Here is a 21678-nt window from a genome sequence, read left to right on the forward strand (position 1 = left end):
ACCCCTGCCGCCCACCGAAGACCCCGCGGACCACTTCGACGCCTTCCACGCCGCGCGGGCCCGCACCGATCTCGTCGCCCGCCTGTACGAGGCGGCGATGGGCGAGGACTACCCGCACGAAGTCAACGCCTCCAGCTCGTGTGACTGGCCCCTGCTCGGGCTGATGACGACCCGGCTGCGGATGCGCCCCGGGCAGACGCTCGTGGACGCGGGATGCGGCACCGGCGGGATCGGGCTGTGGCTGGCCCGCGCCCTGAACGCCCGCCTGGACGGCATCGACATCTCACCCGTCGCCCTCGCCCGCGCGACCAAGCGCCGCAGCCGGTTCGTGCCCGCCGACCGCGCCGCCTTCCACGTCGCCTCAATCGACGCAACCGGCCTGCCCGACCGTCACGCCCACGGCATCATCTGCATCGACGCCCTCAGCTTCACCCAGGACCGCGGCAAGGCGGTCCGCGAGCTGGGCCGCATCCTCGCGCCCGGCGGCCGCCTCACCCTCACCCGGTCCCTGCGCCCGGGCGCCGAACCCGCCTGGGAGGAGCAGGCCCATGCGGCCGGCCTCACCGTGGAGCACATCGACGAACGCCCCGGCGAACCGCCCATGTGGGAGCGGCTCTACCAACTGTGGCTCGCGCACGCCGACGACCTGCACCGCGAACTCGGCGACCAGGCACGGTTCATGCTCCACGAGGCGCGCCGGATGCTGCCCGCCCTGAACGGCCGCCGCGCGGTACTGCTGACCCTGCGACGCCCCCCGACGCCACACGCAGAGGACGAGGAGGCCGATAGGATGCCCGAGCCCGGCCGCCTGGCGGAGGGCACTGTGACCAGCGAGAGGACCCCGCAGTGAGCCAGCGCAAGCACAGCCGCGCGGCGGTGTTCTCGGCCGGGTCCTGGGGCACGGCCGTCGCCAAAATCATGGCGGACGCCGGCAGCCGGGTCACCGTACACGCCCGCCGCCCCGAGATCGCCGACGCGATCAACACCGCCCACCGCAACCCGGCCTACTTCCCCGAGACCGAGCTTCCCGCTCTGCTCACGGCCACGACCGAGCCGGCGGCCGCCCTGGACGGCGCGGACTTCCTTATCCTGTCCATCCCGGCCCAGGCTCTGCGCGAGAACCTGACCGCGTGGGCACCGCTCATCGCAGCGGACACCGTGGTCGTGTCGCTGATGAAGGGCATCGAGACCGCAAGCGGAAAGCGCGCCAGTCAGATCATCGCCGAGGTGACCGGCATCGGCGCGGAGCGGATCGCGGTGCTGTCCGGGCCGAACCTGGCAGGCGAGATCATGCAAGGGCAGCCGGCAGCCGCCACCGTCGCCTGCCCGGACGACCATGTCGCCCGACGCGTCCAGACGGCCTGCCTCACCCCGTACTTCCGGCCCTACACCAGCAGCGACGTCGTCGGCTGCGAGATGGGCGGTGCGGTCAAGAACGTCATCGCGCTCGCCGTGGGCATCGCCACCGGCATGGGCATGGGCCACAACGCCACCGCCATGCTCATCACCCGCGGACTCGCGGAGACCACCCGCCTGGCCGTGGCCATGGGCGCCAGCCCGGTCACCCTCGCAGGCCTGGCCGGACTCGGCGACCTCGTCGCCACGTGTTCCTCACCGCGTTCACGCAACCGCACCTTCGGCACCCACCTGGGCCAGGGCATGAGCGTCGAGGAGGCCACAGCCGCCACCCGGCAGACCACCGAAGGCGTCAAGTCCGCAGGGGCCGTCCTCGAACTCGCCCGCGCCCACGGCGTCGAGATGCCGATCACGGACATCGTCTCCGCACTCCTGCACGAGAAGGTCACGCTCGATGAGGCCGCCGCCGCACTCATGCAGCGGCCCCCCAAGCCCGAGCACTGACCCCCGGCGCCCCGCCACACTCGCGGCGGCGCCCCTCACCACGTCACCCTCCCCATCACGGAGGCCCCTTTCCCATGCACGCATCTGTGCTGTCCGCTGTCCAACTCGCCGTCACCGCCGGCCTCGTGGGCTGGATGCTCACCGGGTTCACGAGCCTGCCCGGCAGGTGGCTGCGCTGGAAAATGTTCTGCCGCGCCCGCTTCACGATCATCACCCTCGACGGCACCAAGAACGGCCACACCGAACCGGTGAACCCCTACCGCTACCTCTCCCCAGGCAGCTTCCTCCTCAGCCCCGAACGGCTCCAGACGATCATCACCCACCTGACCCGCCCCGGCGGGTACGACCGGATCGACGGCCGCGGACGAGTCCTCTCCACGCAGGGCGAGCAGCCGATCGAGGTGATTGACAGTGTGGTTCGTTGACGCCCTCGCCTCCGGGTTCCAGCACCCCACCGATCCCGGACGGCTCCACCTGTTCCGCATCCTCTACGGCACCGTCTGCACCCTGCGGTTCGCCCTCTCCTTCGGCCAGGGCGGATGGGACCGGTTCGCCCCCGGCTCACTCAGCACCCACACCGCCGAGCAGCGCTTCGGCCCCGTACGGGCCCGGCTCCTGAGCGGCGCCTACCGGCCCGTGCTGATCGCCCGCACGATGGCGGCCGCCGCCTTCGCGGCGGGTCTGGCGCCCCGGGCGGCGCTCGTGATGGTCCTGGCCGGTGCCGCGATGGAGCTGTGCTACCTCAAGAGCCCCAACGCCGTGCGCTACACCCTGCTCACCGGCGGCTGCCTCCTCGTCGCCGGCGACCTCGGCCACGGACCAGGGATCGAGCACGGCTCCAGCACGGCCAACACCTGGGCACTGTGTCTCCTCGTGCTGATCACCACCGACGTCTACTGGAACAGCGCCTGGCACAAACTCACCTCCCCACAGTTCCGCACCGGCCTCTACCTGGCCCAATGGGTCCACACCTACACCCAGGTCAAAGACCGGCTTCCCTACCGGGGCCAGCACGCCATCCCCGCCCCCGTCCGCCGCCACATGGGCAACCTCACCAGCCGGGACGTCCGCCTGTGGCGCCTGGTGGCCACGACCGTCATCACCGCGGAAATCACCCTGCCACCCGCCCTGCTCATCGAACAGACCACGCCCTACGCCATCGCCACCGGCATCACGATGCACGCCGCCTTCACCTGCCTCAAACCCCGCCAACTCATCACCTTCTCCGGCCTCACCGCCGGCACCTACACAGCCTTCGCCCCCTGATCTCTCGCCGACAAGATCAGTCGTGCCCCGCCAGACCCCTCACGGGAAACCGGCGGGGCACGACTGCATCCGGGCCCCAGCCGGCTTCGGCCGCTCATAGACAGCCCCGCCCTTAAGACGGGTGGTACGCGCTCACCAGCAGGGTGTCGGCGGTGCGAGGCCCGCCGGTGGCGGTGGGCAGCACGTCAACAGTGATGTCGGTAAATCCGGCCTCGTCGAGCAGCTTGGTCCACACGTGCTCCTGGAGGACCCAGCGGCGCATTGTGGTGGTTCGGCCGTCCGGTGTCTTTGCCGGAATGTCGGCGGCCGTGGCATCGGGCTGGGCAGGTGCCCTGTTCAGGTAGTGGGCGAGGGTTGCGAACACCAGTCGTCCGCCCGGCTTGAGGGCGGCGGCCGCCGCAGGCAGCAGCTCGCGCGGGTCGGTGAAGTCCACGGCGCCGAAGACGCTGTACAACACGTCGTACGCGCACGTCATCGCCTGCAGGTGGGGCACCGCGTCGGACTGCACGATGCGCAGGCGCGGAGCGAGGTGGGTATAGAGGTCGGCTGCCATGGCGTGCTGGGCGGGCGAGGCGTCGACGGCGACGATCCGGGCCGGCTGGTGATGGACGGCCAGGTGCGCTGCATGCCGGGATGTGCCGGCGCCGAGGTCGCCCACACAGCGGCCGGTCAGCTCCCCGAGGACCTCGGGACCGGGCCCGGCGTCCTGGCCCCAACTCCAGTAGAAGGTGCCGGGAACGGCGCGGTCACTGGTGGCGCGGGCGCGGCCGTAGTGGTGCCAGAGGTCTGCGGTGCTGGTGGTCACCCGGACCATCCTGGCGGCCTCAACCGGGCCGTGGGCCGGTTCGCCGAAATCTCACCCGGGCGTGCCGTCGGGCCCCAGCCGTGCGGCCGGGGCCCGAGGCGCTCGTAGCTGCGGCGTGATCAGTGCGAGTCGCTGCCGGGGTGGCACGGGCCGCAGTCGGCGGCGTCCGTCCACAACGGCAGGTCGACCTCCCAGCCGTCGGCGGCGACGATGTGGGCCGTCTTGATCACGGAGCCGTCGTTCTTCATGTCCACCTTGGGCACGTGGTGCAAGAACTGTCCGCCGTTGAACTTCTCGCACAGCTCGGCGTACGCGACCGTGTCCAGGATGACCGTGTGGACGCCGATGTCGACGAGCTTGCTGGGCGCCAGCCCCAGCCGCTCGCCCCGGTGGTTCATCGCGGTCAGCAGGTAGGCGTAGCCCTGACCGAGGACCCGGGCGGCCATGACCGAGTCGTAGGGGTAGTCCCGGATGAGGAGCCCGACCTGCTTCTCCCACAGGTCGGCCGGCACGACGTTGCGTGCGTAGCGGACCGGGCCGGTCGCCGGGTCTGCGGCCCAAGGGGATGCAACAGCGGCGGTGGCTGCCATGGGGTGCCTCCGATGGACGGTGCCCCGCGGCGCGGGGCGGTGCACCGAGCACACCGCGCCGACCGGCCTCGCGGTGATCAACTCTCCATCTGTGCAAGGCGTTTGCACGTCGTGCAAGCGGCCTCGACGCGCCCGGCCAGCGTCCGTAGCGTGGAGGCCCCCTGTCTGTGCGGTGTGGGAGGGACGCGTGCCCGTTGACCCGCTCTGGAACAGCACGACAGCACGGCAGTTAGCCGCGCAGCGGCGCCCCGGCGCGCTCATCCGGCTCGGACGCCAGCACCACTGCTGGACGCTGACCGTGCTTGCTGACCGGATCGGCTGCTCGGCCGCGACCGTCTCCCGTCTGGAGCGCCGCACCCGGATCACTGACCTGGCCCTGGTGCACCGTGCCGCACGGGAAGTCGGCGTGCCCGCACACGTCCTCATGACATCCCTCGCGCCACCGCCCGCTACGGTAACGACGGCCACTAGAGTGACTGCCAGTCAGCGTGACGCCGAGGAGGACCCCATGCGCCGCCGTACGCTGCTTGCCGCCACAGCGGCCGCAGGCCCCGCCGCCCTGCTGACGGGCCTGGACGACGCTCTGGCCAGCACCCCCGCCCCGTCCGGTGCCGGGCCGCTGGACGGTCGTCTGGCGGGCGCCCGCGCACTGTACGACCGCGGCGCGCACGCACGGCTCCTGGTCGCCCTGCCCGGCCTCATCGCCGACGCGCATCAGGGCGCCGTCTCCCGCCGCAGTCTCGACCAGGCCCGGCTGTCCGCCGTGTACAGCCTCGCCTCCGCCGTGCTCATCAAGCTCGGCTCCTACGACCGCGCCCGGCTCACCGCGGACCGTGCCCGTACCTGGGCCGAGATCTCCGGCTCCCCGCTCGCAGCCGCGGCCGCAGCACGGGAGTTGGCCATCGTGCTGCGCCACCAGGACCAGCACGGCGCCGCTCAGCGCCTGATGTCCTCGGCAACCGACGACCTCGAGGCGAGCGGGCTGCGCACCGACGCCACGGCCGCCGCCTACGCACAGATGCTGTGCACCCTGGCCTACACCGCCGCTCGGGCCGGGCAGCGTAACCAGGCCCTGGCGATGACCGAGGAGGCCCGCTGCGCCGCCAGCCGACTGCCCCAGGCCGCTCCGCCCGGCCGGCTGTTCGCCATCAGCCCGGCCGCCGTCGACCTGTACGCGGTCGGCGTGCACTGGGCCCTCGGTGACGCCGGCGCCGCCCTGGACGCCGGGAAGAACCTGCGGCCCGAGCAGTTCCCGACCGCCGAGCGCAAGGCCCGCCTGGGCACCGACATGGCGCGCGCCTGGTGGGCCTGGCAGCGGCCCGAGCAGACCGCCCGCGCGCTGCTGGACGCCTATAGGGCCAGCCCCGGCGAAGTCCGCGACCGGCCCGCGATCCGCCGCATCGTCACCGAGCTCGCCGACCGGCGGTTGCCCTTGCCGTAAACCTCATCCGCCGAGGTGGGAGCCGGTGTGCGGGATGCGCGGGTTCTCGAGCACGGACGCTGGAATCGGTGCTCTCGCGGGACTGGCGATCACCTCGGCATGATGGCTGGTCGTGCTGCTGCGACTGGCTTACCTGACCGTGACGAACACGTTCGCCGTGCTGCGCCTGCTGCCCATGAGCGACCGGGACAAGGACACGGAGATTCTCGCCCTCCGGCATCAGATCACGGTGCTGGAGCGCCAACTCGGTGGCGGGAAGGTTCGGTTCTCCCCGAACGGTCGCGCGTTCCTGGCGGCGTTGCTGCACTGCCTGCCCTCGCAGGTGCTGCGCAGGATACGGCTGGTGGTGCGTCCGGACACCGTGCTGCGCTGGCACCGTGATCTGGTCGCACGCCGCCACGATGCGCGCTCCCGGCCCAAGCGCCCGGGAAGGCCGCGGACCGTGCGCTCCATCTGAAGTTCCCCCCGCGAACTGGACAGCGGGTGTTTACGCTGCCGGGACGAGGCTCTGCCTGAGCAAGGATCTCGTTTCGAGCGGGGTGACGTACCCGTAGTCGGGGTGTCGACGGAGCCGGCTGCGGTTGTACTCGACCTCGACGTAGCGGAAAACGTCGGCCCGGGCGGCCTCGCGGGTCTCCCACATGGTCGTCCCGATCTCTGCTTTCAGGATGGCGAACCAGCTTTCCGCGGCGGCATTATCGTAACAAGAGCCGACGCGCCCCATCGACTGCCTCATGTGCAACTTGCGTATTTCGCTGCGGAATTCGTCACTCGTGTACTCGCTGCCGCGATCCGTATGCATGACGCAACCCTGCTCCAGGCCGCCACGCCCCGCCGCCATCCGCAAGGCGGCGACCGGCAGCTCTGCGCGATGGTGGTCGGCCATCGCCCAGCCGACCACCTCCCGCGTCGCGAGATCGATACAAGTCGCCAGATACAACTTCCCTTCCAGCGTGCTGAGTTCAGTCATGTCACCGACGAGCCGCATCCCTGGCCGGGGCGCGGTGAAGTCCCGGCCGATCAGGTCGAGCGCGAACACCGCCCGCTTCGCCTGCCGGGTCAGGCCCCGCCGCCGACGGCGGGTGATCCCGACGATCCGGTGCTTGCGCATCAGCCGTTCGATCTTCTTGGAGTTCACCACCCGCCCGGCCCGCCGCAGGGCGGCGTGGATCCGCGGGACTCCGTAGGCACCGCGAGATCCGGCGTGAAGCACCCGGATCTCGCCCACCAGCACCTCCTCGGCCCGCTCCCGCACCGTCCGGGCCGGCCGTGACGCCCTGTGCGCGTAGTAGGTGGAACGGGGCACTCCCAGCACACGGCACAGAAACACAACGCTGTGACCTGCAGAATTACCCTCCGATGCCTTCTCCGCATCGATGAAACGACACCGTTCCACGGTGTCTACCTCATCTTGTCCTGCGCGAAGAAGGCGGTCGCTTTTCCCAGAACCTCGATCGTGGCCTCCTGCTCGCGAACCTTCCGCCGCAGCCGGACCAACTCCTCACGCTCCGCAGTGGTCAAAGCCCCGGCGGGTCCCTCACCGCGGTCGACCTGCGCCTGCTTCACCCACCCGCGCAGCCCTTCGGGACTCACGCCCAGATCCCTCGCGACCTCGGTGACCGTCTTCTCCGACGACAACGCCAAGGCGACCGCGTCCCGCTTGAACTCGGCCGTGTACCGCTTACTCATGTTGCTCTTGCTACTCACTACCTGTGACTGCTTCCTCCGGGATCATCCGTCCCAGTATCAAGCTGTCCGGCCGGCAGGGGGAGCCTCATTCTGCTTGTTCGCCGGAGATGGATTGTTCGCGGGGTCCTTACGTCCGGCGGCCAGCCGCCGGACCCGAATCTCGGTGCCGTCGATGGTGCCTGTCTTCCCAATGATGACGAGATGGTCCACGACCTGGGCCAAGGCCCGGAGACGAACCCCCTGTCGACGGTCATGTAATTCCCCACCTCAAGTGGGTTCGGCGTCAGCCGATTCCCCATCCTCGCGCTCATGTTTCCCAACGGGAACGGCGGTCGCGAACGGCACTACGGAACGGCGGCTGCCGCCTTGGGGGTGGCAGCCAGCCGCAGGCCGACTTCTACGAGGGCCCAGCCGAGACGGGTACGGAGGTCCTGGGAGCGCCGGGCCGCTGCGGCGAGACGGTACGCGTCAGCTTCGGCACGGAGTTCAGCGGCGCGGACATGGTGCAGGGCAAGGTGCATCTCGGGACGCATCGGACTGTGGCCTTTCACTCCGTGGTGAGGGGAAACGCGTGCGTGTGGATGCGTACCTGGGCGGTGTTGGCGTCGTCCTCGCCGGCGGCCCGGTCACGGAAGGTGTCAACGAGCGCGTGCATCTTCTCGACAAGTTCCTGGGTCAGTTCGGGCGTCAGCCGCAGTGTCGCGCTGCTCATGTCCCAGGTCCGGTTCCATTCCTCTGGCCATGTCTGACGGTTGCCGAGCCAGGTCGACAGGTCCCGGGTCTGGGTGGTGGCGACCTCGTGGAGATACATGTCGGCGGCCCCGCGCACGTCCGGAGTGGTGTCCGTGAGCAGCGCGTCGTCGAAGCGCAGGCCCTTGTGGACCGCCTTCCACCACCGCTCCCGGCCCTTGCCGTGCTCGGGGGCGTCCTCAATGAAGCCGTGAACGGCGAGCTGCCGCAGGTGGTAGCTGGTTGCACCGCTTGACTCGCCCAGCTTTTCGGCGAGTTGGGACGCGGTGGCGGGGCCACCGAAGCGCAGGGCGTCCAGCAGTTGCATGCGCAGTGGGTGTGCGAGCCCGCGCAGGGACCGGGCATCGAGATTGCGGACGTGCGAGTCCTGGGGCTCGTTCATGCCCACAAAGATAGCGATGCAAAGAAGTGCTTGCAATGCAATCTTTGCATCGGATTCTTTGGAATGGCTCCGCCCTACAGGGTGGCGTCGCAGTCACCAGATTTTCAGCCTATGGGGCGTTTTGATAGATATGTGATCTCTATTCTGAATCCTCCTGATTGGCTATGGGGACGGCGGATTTCGGGATCGAGGGGACGAGGCCTCGCGCCTGCTGATGCCCTGGACGAAGGAGCGCCTGGCTGCACACGGCTGCGCCTGGCAGGAGACGTCTCCAGCCAGGCGCGGTTCGGGTGCTCTACCAGTCGGTCAGGTCCACGAGGAGATCACAGTGCGGGTCGTCGGAGGACAGACGTTGGTACTGCTCTTCCCCGATGAGGCTCGGAAGGGAGGCGATCAGCTTTGTGTAGAGGATGGCACTCGCATGGCATGCCGGGGCTCCCCCATCGGCGGTCCGCGCGGGGTGTCCGTCCTGAAACCGGACGGCGGCGAGAACTGGCGAGGGTCCTGCCTCTTGGACCGCGTCCGTCCGAGGTAACCGGCCTTGAACAGGGCATGCCGCGCTGATCAAGGGCCTGTCGCCGGGCCATCGTGGTGTGACAAGCCGGATGGCGCTACGGATGGGATACACGGATGTCGGAATCGACCCAGGCCATGAGTCGGCGCAGTCTGCTGATCACCGGTGGGGCGGTGGCGACCGCCGTCGCCGCAACTGGCGGGGCCAGCGCTCTGGCCGGGGAGGAAGCTGTGCTGCGAGGCTCGGAGAGCGGTACTGACGCCGGCCGGGCAAGGATTGACGTCCACCACCATTTCACCGCTCCGGCATGGGTCGACTGGGCCGAGCGGGAGGGCCTAGTGCGGCGGCAGGAGCTGCCGTGGTGGGCGCGTTGGGATCTGAACTCCACGCTGGCGATGATGGACCGAGTGGGCATCGCAACCGCGGTCCTCAACCCGACCATGCAGGACCGGTACCGCTCCGCGGCGCAGGCCAGGGAAGGCCTCACCGTCGTCTTTGAGGCGCTGGCCGACTTGGTGGCCCTGCACCCGGGCCGTTTCGCCGTCCTCAGCCCCGCTGTGCTGGACCATCCCGAAGTGACCACGTGGGCTCTCCAACGCGCCTTCGACGAGCTCGGTGCGGTTGGAGTCAGCGTGAAAGCCAACTACAACGGCATCTACCTCGGCGATCCCTCGTACGACCGCTTCCTCGCAGAACTCGACGAACGCGCCGCAGTCCTCATCACCCACCCGCTCGACCTCCCGAGCGGACCACCCGGCGTGCCCACCGTCCCCGGAATCCCGAACTTCATGTGCGATTTCCTGCTGGACACCACGCGCGCCGCCGTGAACCTGATCCGCACCAGGACACTCGACCGCTACCCGCACCTGTCAGTCGTCCTGCCACACGCCGGCGGATTCCTCCCTCAGATCACCACCCGCATGAAGGCCTTCGGCGCCTTCTGCACCCCACCCCTGGATGCTGCCCGCGTACAGGACTACCTCCACCGCTTCTACTACGACACGGCGGGCCCGCTGGCACCCTCGGGCACTCTGGTGGCCACCGCCGGTGCCGACCGGATCCTCTTCGGCACCGACTGGCCAGCCGCCTCCGCCGACATCATCACCGACTTCACGGTGCCCGCCATCGAGACCGACCCCGCTTTCACCAACCGCCAACGTCGCGGCATCAACCGCGACAACGCGCTCCGCCTCATGCCCACACTGAGACGCGCCTAGCTTGTCGGCCTCCCCCAAGCTGCAGACCCGGCTCGGGCACCAACGGCTCAATGCTTTCCCACGACCAGACCAACGGACATCCACGCCGAACCTCGGCGGCCTCTCCTGGATCAACACCCACCCCACCACAGCGAGCTCGGGCTGAAACGACGCCTGCGCCACGGATCTCATTGAGGTGCAACGCCTTGAGGGCTACTCGTCGTCAACGTCCTCATCAGCCAATGGAGTTGCTCCAAGCCTGCACCCAACCGGGAAGACCGTCTCGGCGCTCGCGTCGCCACCACCGGCCCCTGACCCGGGGCTCGCCGTTGGCAGGCAAACCGCCGGGGTTCATCACCAGGTGCCGGTGATCAGCCAGCCCTGGGCTACTGCGCGTACCGTTCCAGGTAGATGGAGGTGAACACGGCGACCTTGGCACGCAGGGCCCATGGGTCGAAGGGCTTGCTGATGTAATCGACGGCGCCAGCGGCGTAGCCGCGGGCCGAGTGCTCCGCGTCGACGCCCATTGCGGTCAGGAAGATGATCGGGACGTCGCGGGTGCGGGGGCGGCGTTTGATGTGGGCGCAGGTCTCGTAGCCGTCCATCTCCGGCATCTGCACGTCCATGATGATGACCGCGAAGTCGTCGTGGTCCAGCAGAGCCTTGAGGGCTTCCCGGCCGGAGGAGACGGTGATGAGTTCCTGGTCGAGTGTGGACAGGACCGCGGTCATCGCGAGCAGGTTGTCCGGCTGGTCGTCGACGACGAGGATCTTGGGCATGCCCTGTGGCGTCGCGGGCAGTGCAGCCGCCGGAGCAGCCTGCTCGACGGCGTCGAGCTGGCGTTCGAGCAGATCGCAACGGTCTTCCGCCGCGGCACGCTGAGCCTGGGCCTTGTTGAGGTCCGTCCGCAGGCGTTCGACTTCCTGCTGGAGCTCGTCACGCTCGGCGATGAGACCCGAGATATCCGGGTGTGCCGCCGCGAATTTGTCTGCCCGCTTCTGCTCCGTGATGCGGTCGGCCTCGAGCTGGTTGAGCCGTGTCTCGAGGTCGGCGATGCGCTGAGTCCTGTCCAGCAGCGCGTCGCCCAGGACGTCGCCGCGGATGCTTGACCGCCGGGAGACATGGTCGGCGTCGGCGAGTTGCTGCTCGAGGATCTGCACGGCGTGTCTGGGCGAGGATGCGGCGTCCACAGCCAGTCCGTACAGGCCTCGAACGAGTTCGATTGCCTCGGTGGTGACTGCGCTCCCCCGGTGCTCGGCAACGTCCGCGAACAGGTCGTTGATCATCTGCCACGGCGGTAACCGGGTGCCGTTGAGATAGCGCGAAACGGTACCCGGGTCGATTCGACGGCGCGCGGCATACCGTCGGACGGACACCTGCAGGCCCTCGAACAACTCCCGCAGGGCCAGGGCCAGCGCGCGTGAGGCGTCGTTGAGGTCCTCCCCCAGAGGCCGCAGCTCAGCCATCGCTTCCCTCCTCACCGGCACTGGTTCCAGCAGGAGCCAGCGGCGGGTGCGTGGGCCCGTCAGGGGCGATGAGGCGGTTGAAGAAAGGGACGGAGATCCCCACGACAGCGAGACCCGCGAGCACACTGCGCGGCGCTTCTTCCCCCGACCACGCCGTGAGTGCACCTGCTGCCGCGCCGGCGAGCACAGCGAGCAGGAACACCAATGCCGATCTCAACGACAGCAAGGAGCGGTCCACCACGAACTCCGATCATCCAACCCACCGAAACGGAAGGGGACTTGTCCCCCAGCGGATTGCGGGGGAAAGCCCAGAATGAGGGAACCGCAAGGTGTTGCAGACCGTGATCGGCGGACAATCGCGGCCGGATGTTCGGCTGCAACACCCCACGGTCTCCGCAGCGAGGAAGAGTGACTGGTCACGAGGCCGGTCCTGTAGAACGTTGCCTCATGTTGCCGTGCAACGGTGCCGGCTCCGGCAACACCGTCACACAGCCGTGAAGTGGCCGCTGCCCGGGCACCGCCGGGCAGCGGGCGATATCCGCAGCACGGGAGACCGGCTGCACAAACCGGTTCCGGGGGGCCGGTTCAGGTCTCCGGAGACCAGCGCAAGAGACTGCTGGGGCTGTCGGAACACGCAAGCCCCGTTCACTCACCCGACCACCGCACGCAGGGCCATCCACGCGGGACGTGCTCCCAGCTCCTGACGACCTGGGGCTGGGTTCGGAGCCTCAACTGCTGTGACTGGGTTCAGTTGTGGTAGCGAATGTATCCGTCGCCGTCGGCATCGGATCCGCTCTTGGTGTAGGAGTGCACGTCTGCCCGGCTGCCGGAGGGCTTGTACAGGTAGATGGTGTCGCGGTCGTTGTTCCACAGGAAGTTGCAGTTGTCGCGGTAGACCACGTTGGACTTGTCGGAGTCGCTGCCGTGACCGCCACGCAGCTTCACGTAGTCGCCGGGCTCCAGGTAGTGGTTGCCCGTGAAAGTGAAGCGGTTACCGGTGGCGTCCTCGACGGCGTAGCCCTTGAGGTTGACGGTCGCGGTGGAGGAGTAGTTCTTCACCGTCAGGTACTCGGCGGCCGTGTTGCCGGTGGAGCAGCTGTTGGAGTCCCTACCGGGTGCGTCGTACTGCACCCCGCGGACCTTCAGCGCCGAGCTGTACTCGGCCGCCTGAGCCGACACGGCAGGTACCAGGGCGGCGACAGCGCCCGCGGTGACGGCTACGGCCAGGATGGAACGCTTACGCAAGATGGTGCTCCTCCAAACAGAACGGATGGTGCTGTACGTGGAGGACTGCGGTGAGTCTGCGGCAGTTGCACACCGGTGGTTCTGTCACCCGATCGAGTGGAAACCTTCGGGGTGCCGAGGCCGGCCCCTCAAGCCCGCAGAAGCCGAGTCCCGTGTTGCAGGAGTCCGCCTTCGGTCGCTGATGTCGAAGGTGGGACAGCCCCCGCCGCCCATAGTCGGCGGCGGCACGCCATACACGGCAGAAAGCACCTCCGCATGGTCGTGCTGGCTCACCGGGCCCCCTGGTAGCCAATGGCTAGTCTGCGGGACCCACGCCACGTGACCGGCAGCCCATCCCGGGCACGCCCTGAGAGTTGCTTGTCTCTCCAGCGTCGCCCGCAGCACCGCTGAGCCGAACTGGTTCGGACGCCAAACGCGGCTTATGGCTGTTCGCAGGGGCTGGTCTGCCGTGAGGCGGGAGGGGCCCGGTGTGGAGCGGAGTGGTGGGTGATGCCGTAGTCGCGGGCGAAGTGGTTGGCTTCCATCGCCGATCCGGTCATCCGGTGCAGCCAGAACCCGTACGCCACCGGCACCCGCAACGGGCCCGCCACAAAGAATCTTGGCGGGGCTTCCACAAGCTGTTTCCGAGCGCTGCAAAACAACGGAATCTACCGGTCGTATGGTGGTTCACCAAGCGCGTGAATGAGACGATTTACCACTTCATCGACAGTGAAGTCCCACCCAGTCAGGTACTGTCCGCTCCAATTAATCCCTACCCGAAAATCATCCTTAGCAAGGTCCGGCAAAGCCGCGCTTCGCCAATGATCCAGCGGCATTGAAACAGCACGAAATTGAGGACCCCATAGCCGAGCAGCGCGCTGCGCACGGGCCTCCGATGACCAGTAGGGGAATGCGGGCCGCCCAGAACTTGAGATCGGCGTCGGACTGCCGTCATCATCCCGAACCCACCAAATGGTACGAGTTTGAACGATCTCGCGGAAGAAGGCCGCTGCCTGCGCCCCACTCGTGCTCACTTGAATCCTCCTATACCGTCACGCCTTGAGGGAACGCTCGGCGCGGCGCCAGAGGGCGCTCGCGCCGCGCTCGTCCGCAGCGTTAGTAACCGGGTGGGAGCCTACGGTATCCGCCGGGATCCATAATCACATGATCCTTTGGCCATCGGGGTGTCAGCAACAAACCGCCATCCCGCTCGGGAATAGGTTCGTGGCTCAGCTCCATCGATTCCCACGATCCATCCTGACGCTGCCGCTGTGGCGCCGACCCCCGTTTCATGCGACCGATGTTCGCGGCACCGTATTGGTCTGCGGCACCCGGCTCCGCCGCTTCGTTCTTCCAAAATCGCTTACGCATGGTAGACAAGGATGGAGAGGCGCCATTCTTGCTGGGCTTGGAATAGTCTTCTCCCAATTTCCAACGCCCACCACAGTTGCTGTTGTGTACGAGTACAGGTGTCTCACCTGCCAGCACATAGAACGTGTGCAAGCCGTCGACGGTGAGGTTGTAGGTGGTGGCCTGCTGACGGTAGGGCCAGCTTCCCGTAACGATGACCGTGTTGCCCTTGTCGGCGAGCAGGGTCATGCCGGGGGCGAGGTCGTCGGCTTCGATCCAGTCGTTTTCGGAGGGTGACCAGAAGGGGTGCTCGTGGGTTGCCGTGAGCTGTTCAATGCCGTTTTTGGTGGCGATGGAGAGTTCGTTGAAGTGCTTGTCGTCCCGTGTGACGATGAGGCGGGTGACTTCGCGGGCTCCGGACTCGCCGGTTTCAGGGTCGGTTGCCTGGACCTTGTCGCCGGGCTCGATGTCTTCGATGTCTTTGGTGGTGCCGTCGGCCATGAGGACGTCGGTGCCGGCCAGGAAGCATTTGGCGCAGGGGCTGCTTTTCGTGCGCAGGCCGCCGAATCCGGAGCCTCCTGCTGGGCCTTCTCCGCCTTCTGCGGCGACCATGAAGCCGCCTGACATGGCGACGCTCGTGCCCCATCGTGTTCCGTCGGGGCAGTTCAGTCCTGCCGCGATGCAGGCGTTGCCCTTCGCTCCATTGACCGCCAGTGCGTCGGTTGGGCCGCTGCCGTCGGCGCAGGAGTCGCGGCCGTAGGTGCACAGCTCGTCGATCTTGTCGTAGAAGGCTTCGGTGTAGATCTGTGCCTGGTCCCAGCCGACGGGGACGTGGACGGCGGGGTAGATGGTGACGTAGCCGTCGTTGTTGAGGTCGACTCCGGAGTCGCCCTCTTGCTGCCACGATCCTCCGAGGATGGTCTCGCGCACCCACTGCTTGTGTTCTTCGCAGTGGTTGGTGCAGGAGCTGCCCTGGTCGGCGTCCATCAGGCCGCTGGGGTCGGAGCGGTTGACGGGGTCGTTGCTGCTGTAGCTGTAGGCGGAGAGGTTCTGTGGCCGGTACGGCGCGCTGAGGGGGTCGGGGCTGAGGAAGCGTCCGAGGTAGGGGTCGTAGGCGCGGGCGCCGAGCAGGGACAGGCCGGTGCTGGTGTCTTCTGTCTTGCCGAGGAAGCCGTTGTCGGTGCCGGTGGGCAGGGTGCCGCTGCGTTCGTCGCCGAAGGGGGTGTAGCGGCGGCGGGTGGAGGTGCCGGTGGTGGCGTCGACGGCGATCTGGGTGGAGGCCTGGGTGTCGGCCATCAGGTAGGTGAGTCTGCCGTTGGTGGCGGTGGTGCCTTCGGTGGTGCGCATGGCGACGGTGGCGCTGCCGCTGGTGTAGTGGCGGGTTGCGGTGACGGTGGTGCCGTCGTTGCGCAGTTCCGTGCCGCCGAGGGTGGCGATGGTTTCGCTGGGGGTGGTGCGGACGAGGAGGCTGCCGTCGGCGTCGTAGGCGTAGCGGGTCAGTTCGCTGCCGCTGGCTTTGGTGGTCTTGACCGTGGCCAGCTGGGCGAGTTTGGTCCAGGTGTAGTCGACGGTTGTCGAGGTGCCGCTGACGGGCTGTTCGATGCGTTTGAGCATCGTGCCGTTGTCGTCGTAGGTGAGGGTGTCGGTGCGGGTGGTGGTGCTGCCGGTCTTGTGGAGGATTTTGCGGATGCCGTGGGGCTGGTTGGCGTTGGCGGTGGTCCAGGTGCCGGCGTCGTCGTATCCGGGGTAGAGGTAGTCGCGCAGGGCGGCGGTGCCGGCGGTGTTGGTGTCGGTGACGGACTGCAGGTTGCCCATGCGGTCGTAGGTGTAGGCGCTCTGGTAGGGGGCGGTGCCCTGGTTGTTGGTGGTGGGCTGTGCGGAGTTCGCGCAGGGCAGGGTGTGGGTGAAGGCGTTGGTCAGGCGGCTCTGGTCGTCGTAGCGGAAGCACTGCGACTGGGCGGTCTGGCCGGTGGCCTCCTCGCGCAGTTCGGTGATCCGGCCGGACAGGTCGTAGCGGTAGGTGTCTTTTTGTTTTTCGGTGATCAGTTCGTTGACGTTGGTGGTCGTTGCGATGGACGTGAGCCGTCGGGTGCCGTTGCTGTCGTCGTAGCTGTAGGCGCGTTGGGCGTTGATGCCGGTGCCGTCGAAGTCGGCTCCGTAGGTGCGTCCGGTGAGGCGGTCGTAGGAGTCGTAGGCGGTGTCGTCGATGTAGACGGCCGCGCCCAGGGTGCTGGTGAGGCGGTCCGGGTGGCCGTAGGTGTCGTAGGTGGTGGTCACCGTCTCCGCGGCGAGACCTCCCGCGGCCGGGTAGGTCGCCTTGGTGAGATGGTCGGCGGCGTCGTAGGCGAACGACGTCGTGTAGGTGCCGGCCAGGCCGCTGACGGCGGCGGGGAGGGTGACCGTGCTGCTCAGGGGGCGGCCGCGGGTGTCGAAGGATCCGGTGCTGGTGGTGTAGGTGTTGCCGGCACTGTCGCGGCTGGTGGTGGAGGTGATCTGGCCCTTGCCGTTGGGGACGCCCAGGCCGTCCCACGTCCAGGAGGCGAGTTCGTCCGCACCGCTGACGATGGCCGTCTTGCGGCCGAGGGTGTCGTAGCCGTAGGTCAGGACGGTCTTGCCGCCGTTGCTCGTGGTCTTGCTGATCTGCCCGTTCTCGTCGTACTCGGTCGTCGAGGTGCCCGCGTCGGGGTCATCGACGGTGCGGCGCTGCCCGGCCCAGTCGTAGGTGTAGAAGGTGTTGTTGCCGCGGGGGTCGATGATCTGCTTCAGCTCGTCCTTGTCGGTGTAGCCGTAGGACGTGGTGTAGGTGGTGCTGCCGCTGTGTTCGACGACCTTGGAGACCTGGCCGTAGACATCGGTGTAGGTGTCGATCGGGGTGCCCACGGCCGGCTGGACGGTGGTGTGGTCTCCGTTGTAGGTGGTGGTGATTTTGCCTTCGGCCTGGGTCACTCCGCTGGCCTGGAGCTGGGAGACGACGGTGCGACCTGCCCAGTCCAGGACCAGGTCGTTGTAGGAGGGCAGGTCGGCGGTCTCGGGGCTGGAAGGGCCGCCGGAGCCGGCCGTTCCCTGGTTGCGGAACACTGCTGAGGTGCCGGTGACCTGGCCTGCCGAGTCGTAGCGGGTGACCGCGACCTGCCGGTACGGGACCACCTGCTGGGTCGGCCAGAGGGTGGCGTCCGGCAGCGGGGTCTGCGACTCGCGTGCTCTGCCGAGAGCGTCGGTGTAGGAGTGTGAGGTGAGGTAGGTGCTGCCGGACTGAAGTACTCGGGAGGTCGTGTGGGGATAGCCGTCGACCGCGTCCGGGACCCCTGAGCCGTTGGTCGATGTGGGGACGCTGTAGCTGTACGTCATGGACGGCGAACTGCCGGTCTCGGTCGGCTTCCAGACCTCGACGATGCGGCCGGCGGAGTCGAGGGTGACCTTGGTGGAGTGCCCGTTAGCGTCCTTGACGGTGGTCGGGGCGCCCCAGAAACGGGAGGTCCACACGGTCGAGGTCAGTCCGGTGCGAGTGGAGAAAGTGCCGTCCGGGTCGGGCGTGGTGGTGGTGATGCCGTTGAGGGGCCAGGTGTTGGCCGGGCTGTAGTTGGTAGTGGTGCGGTTGCCCTTTCCGTCCTCGGTCCACACCACACGGCCGGCGTCGTCATAGTCGGACCGCGTCGAGCGGTAGCTGCCGGACTTGGTGTAGAGGCGTGCCTCGGTGGGGTTGCCGTCGACGGGCTTGTTGGCGGCCACGGTGGTGGCGCCGTCGTACAGGGTGGTGGCGTAGCCGTCCTGATTGCTATCGGCGATGTCCGGGCAGCCCACCGCATAGTGCTTGACCTGGTCCTGCAGGACAGTCCAGCGCAGGGCGCCGGTCGAGTCGTAGGCGTCGGTGTTGTAGGCCCGGCCGTAGGTGGTGCAGCGGTTGTCGGAGACGCCCGGCTCGCCCTTGTCGTGGGTACGCATGGGCAAGCCGAAGGTGGTGGAGGCAGCTTCGGAGGCGCTGTATTCGTTCTCCACCGAGCGTTCGCGCCAGCCGCCGCTGACCTTGGTTCTGGTGAGGGTTTCGGACTCGCGGACGAAGCGGGCGTCGGGCAGACCGGAGTACTGGGCGGTATTGCGGGACCAGTACGAGTGGTAGGTGCGCTCGTGGGAGACGTCCTGATCATCGCGCAGTGACGTGGACAGGACCTTGCCAGACAGCCAGTCGTGGTCGGCGAATGCGCCGCCATCACCGTTGTCGACCGTGACGTTCTTCGTCGCCGAGGGGTCCGTCTTGGACGTACGGTCCCCGTCCAGGCCGCGGTAGAGCCAGTACTTCTGTGTCTTCTTCCCCGTGCCCGCGCCGGTGGAGACCTTCACCTCCTGATAGCCCCGCCAGTCCGACCAGGACTCGTCCTCGTCCTTGGTGAGCGGGTCGTTGGTGAACCGCCAGCCGGCGCCGTCCTCGTAGGTGTACGAGGTGGTCATCACCGGGGCGCCGTCCTGGTTGGTCGTCACCGTCGGATCGACGTCGACCTGCGTGACGAGGAACTTCTTGAACCAGCCGGTGCGGGACTCGGTCTCGCCCTCCGGGGTCCACTTCTGCCAGTAGCAGTCCTTGGTGTTGCTGGCCTGGGCGGGCAGGTTGTTTATGTCGCAGGGGTTGGCGAAGCCGTAGGAGACGGTGGTGGTGGCGCCGAGGTCGCCGTGGATCTCCTTGATCCGGGGGAAGTTCAGCTCGGCGGAGCCGACCTTGTTGTCCAGGTCGATGCGGTTGAAGTTGATGACCGGCAGGACGAGGTCGGTGCCGTTGCCGTAGGTGCGGCGCTGCACGTAGTCCAGCCACAGCGTCTTGCCGATCGTCCCGTCCGGGTTCGGCATGCCGTACTTGTTCTGGTACTGCTGCACCAGGTCCCAGCCGGTGCCGTCCTGGTCACTGACGTAGGTCTTGATGTCCCACAGCATGTCGGTGGAGAAGAACGTCGGGTAGTACGTCTTGCCCGCGCACTCGTAGTCCGCCGTGGTGCCGTCGCACATCAGGTCGATGGGAACGTCCGGGTAGGAGGTCGGCTTGTCGTCGAAGGTGGGACACGCCGCGGGCGTATCGCGCAGCGGGTCGTTCTCCTGGACGCGCTCGATGCACCGGTTGACGTGGCTCAGCTCGACCTTCGCCGGGACCTTGCCGTCGGTGATCTGCGAGGACCAGCCGTACTGGATCTCCTTCACATAGCCGGAGGAGACGTACTGGCGGGCCTTGTCGGTGTTCGCGACCGAGCGGTAGTGGTTGTACTCCTTGTCGTAGAAGTACATCGTCTCGACCTCGTTGGCGTCGACCGCGCGGTCGAGGTTCCAGCGCCAGGCCTGCGTGCACGGCTCAGGGAACTGATCGTGGCAGGGCTCGCCGGTGTCGTTGCCGACGACGGGGACGGTGAAGACGGAGGCGGTCGCGGTGCCTGAGCGCTCGGAGCGGCCCCAGCCGAAGTAGTAACGCTGCCCGTCCTGCGTGGAGATCAGCCAGTACTCGCCGTTACGGCCCGCGCCGTGCCCGTCGAACAGACGCTGCACCCGCCAGCCCGGATCGTCCTTGACGTGGTAGGAACCGATGCCGGTGTTGTCCTGGATCAGTTCCGAGGTGACGCCGTTGAGGTTGATGACGTAGACCGCGCCGGACGGCTCAAAGAAGGAGTTCGGCGAGTCCCAGCACATGTCCCCGATCGTCGGCAGCCCGTCCTCGGTGCAGTTGCGGTACCGGCGCTCGATGTAGCCGACGCTCAGGTCCCAGCCCATACCCGCCCAGGACGCCTGGTTGTTCGATGCCGAGGTACGGCCGTCCACCGACTGCGAGTTGTACGACATCGCCAGCGGCGGCGCCGACCCCATCGGCGGCTTGGGCAGCTGGATCGGCAGGTTGTAGCTGAAGGCGCCCGAGCCGGTGGACACATCCCACGATCCGGTGGGCGACAGCGTGGAGGCCCGGTAGTCGCCCTGGTCGGAGGAAGAACCGGTGTTCAGCAGGAACACACTGCCCCCGCTGGTGCCGGTCTCCCGCATCAGCTGCGGTGTGAGGCCGTTCTCCGTCGTGTCCGGTGCCGCCGTCACCGTCGCGGTCAGAGTCCCCGCATCCGTGTCGTTCTCGACCGGCACCAGCTCACGGTCTGTACAGCCCGCCGCCTGAGGGGTTTCCAGGGCGCAGGCCGGGGCTTTCACCAACCGCAGACGCGAGGCGAAGTCACCGCCGTAGGCGTACTTGAAACCGGAGTAGTCGATACCGACCTGCACCTCACCGGGGACGTCGACACCGTCGGTGCGAGTGACCTGCAGCCCCAGACCGATGCCGCCCGCTGGGGCCACCGCCTCCCGGTCCAGTACGTGCACATCGACCTGATCCGGGGAGGCAGGGTCCGGGGCGGACTCGCTCGGCGACGGCTCTGCGGGGGCCGGTACCGACGTGGGCTCGCTGTCCGGGCTGGCGCCCGGCGCAGGTTCTTCCGTCTCCGCAGCATCCGAAGGGCTCTGGGGCGTGCCCGGTGAGGCGGTGCCGTCTTCTGCCAGGCGGGCCGCGCCCAGCTGGGCTTCGGTGGCGGCTTCCTGCGCTACCGGAGCAACCTCGACCACATCCGCTACCTCAGTGACCTCACCGCCCGAGCTGTCTCCGGTGGACGAGGCGGACGGTTCAGGAGCCACCTCGCCCGGCTCCCCCGGAGCCGCCTCCGACAGATCGACCGTCGCCTCCCCCGCACTCGGCCACTGCGGAGCCGGGAGCCGCTTGCCGACCTCCTCTACCAGTTGCTCCGGCACCGACCCCAACGGCTGCGACGGAACCACCGGCGTGGTGTCAGAAGCGGCCGCCCCCGCCTGCTGCGGCGACACCACCGACACCGTCGACAGCAAAGCCGCGAGCATCGCACCCGCAAGGCCCACCGAGACAACACGCGCACGCCGAGCAGCCACCCGAACTCCCACCCCACGCAGTCCACGCCAAGCGCGAACCGCAGCTCACAAGTACAGACCGTCGGCATCAGAGCAGGATCCACCGTGCTCCCCAGCACGAAAACGGAATGACCTGTTCCTGAATTTGATCAGTGAACGAGGACAGTAGCTCCCGTGAATGCGGCGTGAACAGGCCAGCCAGAAGAAAGGTTCCAGCCACACCAGGTGATCTGGATCACGCGCTGAGCATGCTTGGC

Annotated in this window: 18 protein-coding genes; 7 read left to right on the forward strand and 11 right to left on the reverse strand. The window is 67.9% G+C overall.

The features are described 5' to 3' along the window. The 4 genes from H4687_RS00005 to H4687_RS00020 all read left to right on the forward strand — a co-directional run. The coding region (locus H4687_RS00005) for a class I SAM-dependent methyltransferase (RefSeq protein ID WP_225966535.1) at positions 1–850 on the forward strand (850 nt) is incomplete at its 5' end. Further along, entirely contained in the window at positions 847–1860 is a 1014-nt protein-coding gene (locus H4687_RS00010) for an NAD(P)H-dependent glycerol-3-phosphate dehydrogenase (RefSeq protein ID WP_046914560.1), read from the forward strand. The genes H4687_RS00005 and H4687_RS00010, both read left to right, overlap by 4 nt. A gap of 74 nt (positions 1861–1934) precedes the next feature. Beyond that, positions 1935–2285, forward strand: a complete 351-nt coding sequence (locus H4687_RS00015) for a hypothetical protein (protein WP_046914559.1) — start codon at positions 1935–1937, stop codon at positions 2283–2285. Then, a complete protein-coding gene (locus H4687_RS00020; protein ID WP_046914558.1) occupies positions 2272–3126 on the forward strand; it encodes a hypothetical protein in 855 nt (284 codons plus the stop codon). The genes H4687_RS00015 and H4687_RS00020 overlap by 14 nt, the downstream gene beginning before the upstream one ends. Positions 3127–3238: 112 nt before the next feature. Here the strand turns inward: H4687_RS00020 and H4687_RS00025 are convergent, their stop codons facing one another. Both H4687_RS00025 and H4687_RS00030 read right to left on the reverse strand, forming a co-directional pair. Further along, positions 3239–3940 carry a class I SAM-dependent methyltransferase gene (locus H4687_RS00025; RefSeq protein ID WP_046914557.1) on the reverse strand — a complete coding sequence of 234 codons (702 nt, stop codon included), beginning with the start codon at positions 3938–3940 and terminating at the stop codon, positions 3239–3241. 110 nt (positions 3941–4050) lie between these two features. Then, complete coding sequence (locus H4687_RS00030) at positions 4051–4521, reverse strand: glycine-rich domain-containing protein (protein ID WP_046914556.1); 471 nt, start codon at positions 4519–4521, stop codon at positions 4051–4053. Between the two features lie 187 nt (positions 4522–4708). On the opposite strand from H4687_RS00030, the gene H4687_RS00035 reads away from it, so the two are divergent. Both H4687_RS00035 and H4687_RS00040 read left to right on the forward strand, forming a co-directional pair. Then, a complete protein-coding gene (locus H4687_RS00035) occupies positions 4709–5962 on the forward strand; it encodes a helix-turn-helix domain-containing protein (protein ID WP_046914568.1) in 1254 nt (417 codons plus the stop codon). A gap of 112 nt (positions 5963–6074) precedes the next feature. Then, entirely contained in the window at positions 6075–6419 is a 345-nt protein-coding gene (locus tag H4687_RS00040; RefSeq protein ID WP_046914555.1) for a hypothetical protein, read from the forward strand. A gap of 30 nt (positions 6420–6449) precedes the next feature. On the opposite strand, the gene H4687_RS00045 is transcribed toward H4687_RS00040, so the two are convergent. From H4687_RS00045 to H4687_RS00060, 4 genes are all read right to left on the reverse strand, one after another. Then, entirely contained in the window at positions 6450–7358 is a 909-nt protein-coding gene (locus H4687_RS00045; RefSeq protein WP_046914554.1) for an IS3 family transposase, read from the reverse strand. 5 nt (positions 7359–7363) lie between these two features. Continuing rightward, positions 7364–7651, reverse strand: a complete 288-nt coding sequence (locus H4687_RS00050) for a transposase (protein ID WP_046914553.1) — start codon at positions 7649–7651, stop codon at positions 7364–7366. A 344-nt stretch (positions 7652–7995) separates the two neighbouring features. Next, entirely contained in the window at positions 7996–8184 is a 189-nt protein-coding gene (locus H4687_RS00055) for a hypothetical protein (RefSeq protein ID WP_046914552.1), read from the reverse strand. Positions 8185–8198: 14 nt separating this feature from the next. Then, positions 8199–8783 (reverse strand): ArsR/SmtB family transcription factor, encoded by a 585-nt coding sequence (locus H4687_RS00060; protein WP_046914567.1) that lies wholly within the window; start codon positions 8781–8783, stop codon positions 8199–8201. A gap of 630 nt (positions 8784–9413) precedes the next feature. Between H4687_RS00060 and H4687_RS00065 the strand changes: the two genes are divergently transcribed. Next, entirely contained in the window at positions 9414–10514 is a 1101-nt protein-coding gene (locus H4687_RS00065; RefSeq protein ID WP_078907549.1) for an amidohydrolase family protein, read from the forward strand. A gap of 365 nt (positions 10515–10879) precedes the next feature. Here the strand turns inward: H4687_RS00065 and H4687_RS00070 are convergent, their stop codons facing one another. From H4687_RS00070 to H4687_RS47270, 5 genes are all read right to left on the reverse strand, one after another. Then, the gene (locus tag H4687_RS00070; RefSeq protein WP_192781631.1) at positions 10880–11959 is read right to left on the reverse strand and encodes a response regulator; all 1080 of its coding nucleotides are present in this window, start codon (positions 11957–11959) and stop codon (positions 10880–10882) included. A gap of 747 nt (positions 11960–12706) precedes the next feature. Further along, positions 12707–13204: a lamin tail domain-containing protein gene (locus H4687_RS00075; RefSeq protein WP_046914551.1), complete on the reverse strand. Its 498-nt coding sequence runs from the start codon at positions 13202–13204 to the stop codon at positions 12707–12709. Between the two features lie 419 nt (positions 13205–13623). Continuing rightward, the gene (locus H4687_RS48355) at positions 13624–13818 is read right to left on the reverse strand and encodes a DUF6417 family protein (RefSeq protein ID WP_046914550.1); all 195 of its coding nucleotides are present in this window, start codon (positions 13816–13818) and stop codon (positions 13624–13626) included. 33 nt (positions 13819–13851) lie between these two features. Beyond that, entirely contained in the window at positions 13852–14217 is a 366-nt protein-coding gene (locus tag H4687_RS00080) for a DUF2750 domain-containing protein (RefSeq protein WP_078907551.1), read from the reverse strand. An 82-nt stretch (positions 14218–14299) separates the two neighbouring features. Continuing rightward, positions 14300–21394, reverse strand: a complete 7095-nt coding sequence (locus H4687_RS47270; protein ID WP_264086493.1) for a polymorphic toxin-type HINT domain-containing protein — start codon at positions 21392–21394, stop codon at positions 14300–14302. Positions 21395–21678: the final 284 nt, after the last annotated feature.

It is taken from the genome of Streptomyces stelliscabiei (genome assembly GCF_014873495.1).
GTDB lineage: Bacteria > Actinomycetota > Actinomycetes > Streptomycetales > Streptomycetaceae > Streptomyces > Streptomyces bottropensis.

Bases quoted from the DNA above. Each gene is read 5' to 3' on its own strand.
- H4687_RS00025 (WP_046914557.1), bottom strand. From the start codon at position 3,940: ATGGTCCGGGTGACCACCAGCACCGCAGACCTCTGGCACCACTACGGC.
- H4687_RS00015 (WP_046914559.1), top strand. From the start codon at position 1,935: ATGCACGCATCTGTGCTGTCCGCTGTCCAACTCGCCGTCACCGCCGGC.
- H4687_RS00065 (WP_078907549.1), top strand. From the start codon at position 9,414: ATGTCGGAATCGACCCAGGCCATGAGTCGGCGCAGTCTGCTGATCACC.
- H4687_RS47270 (WP_264086493.1), bottom strand. From the start codon at position 21,394: ATGCTCGCGGCTTTGCTGTCGACGGTGTCGGTGGTGTCGCCGCAGCAG.
- H4687_RS00055 (WP_046914552.1), bottom strand. From the start codon at position 8,184: ATGCGTCCCGAGATGCACCTTGCCCTGCACCATGTCCGCGCCGCTGAA.
- H4687_RS00030 (WP_046914556.1), bottom strand. From the start codon at position 4,521: ATGGCAGCCACCGCCGCTGTTGCATCCCCTTGGGCCGCAGACCCGGCG.
- H4687_RS00070 (WP_192781631.1), bottom strand. From the start codon at position 11,959: ATGGCTGAGCTGCGGCCTCTGGGGGAGGACCTCAACGACGCCTCACGC.
- H4687_RS00060 (WP_046914567.1), bottom strand. From the start codon at position 8,783: ATGAACGAGCCCCAGGACTCGCACGTCCGCAATCTCGATGCCCGGTCC.
- H4687_RS00050 (WP_046914553.1), bottom strand. From the start codon at position 7,651: ATGAGTAAGCGGTACACGGCCGAGTTCAAGCGGGACGCGGTCGCCTTG.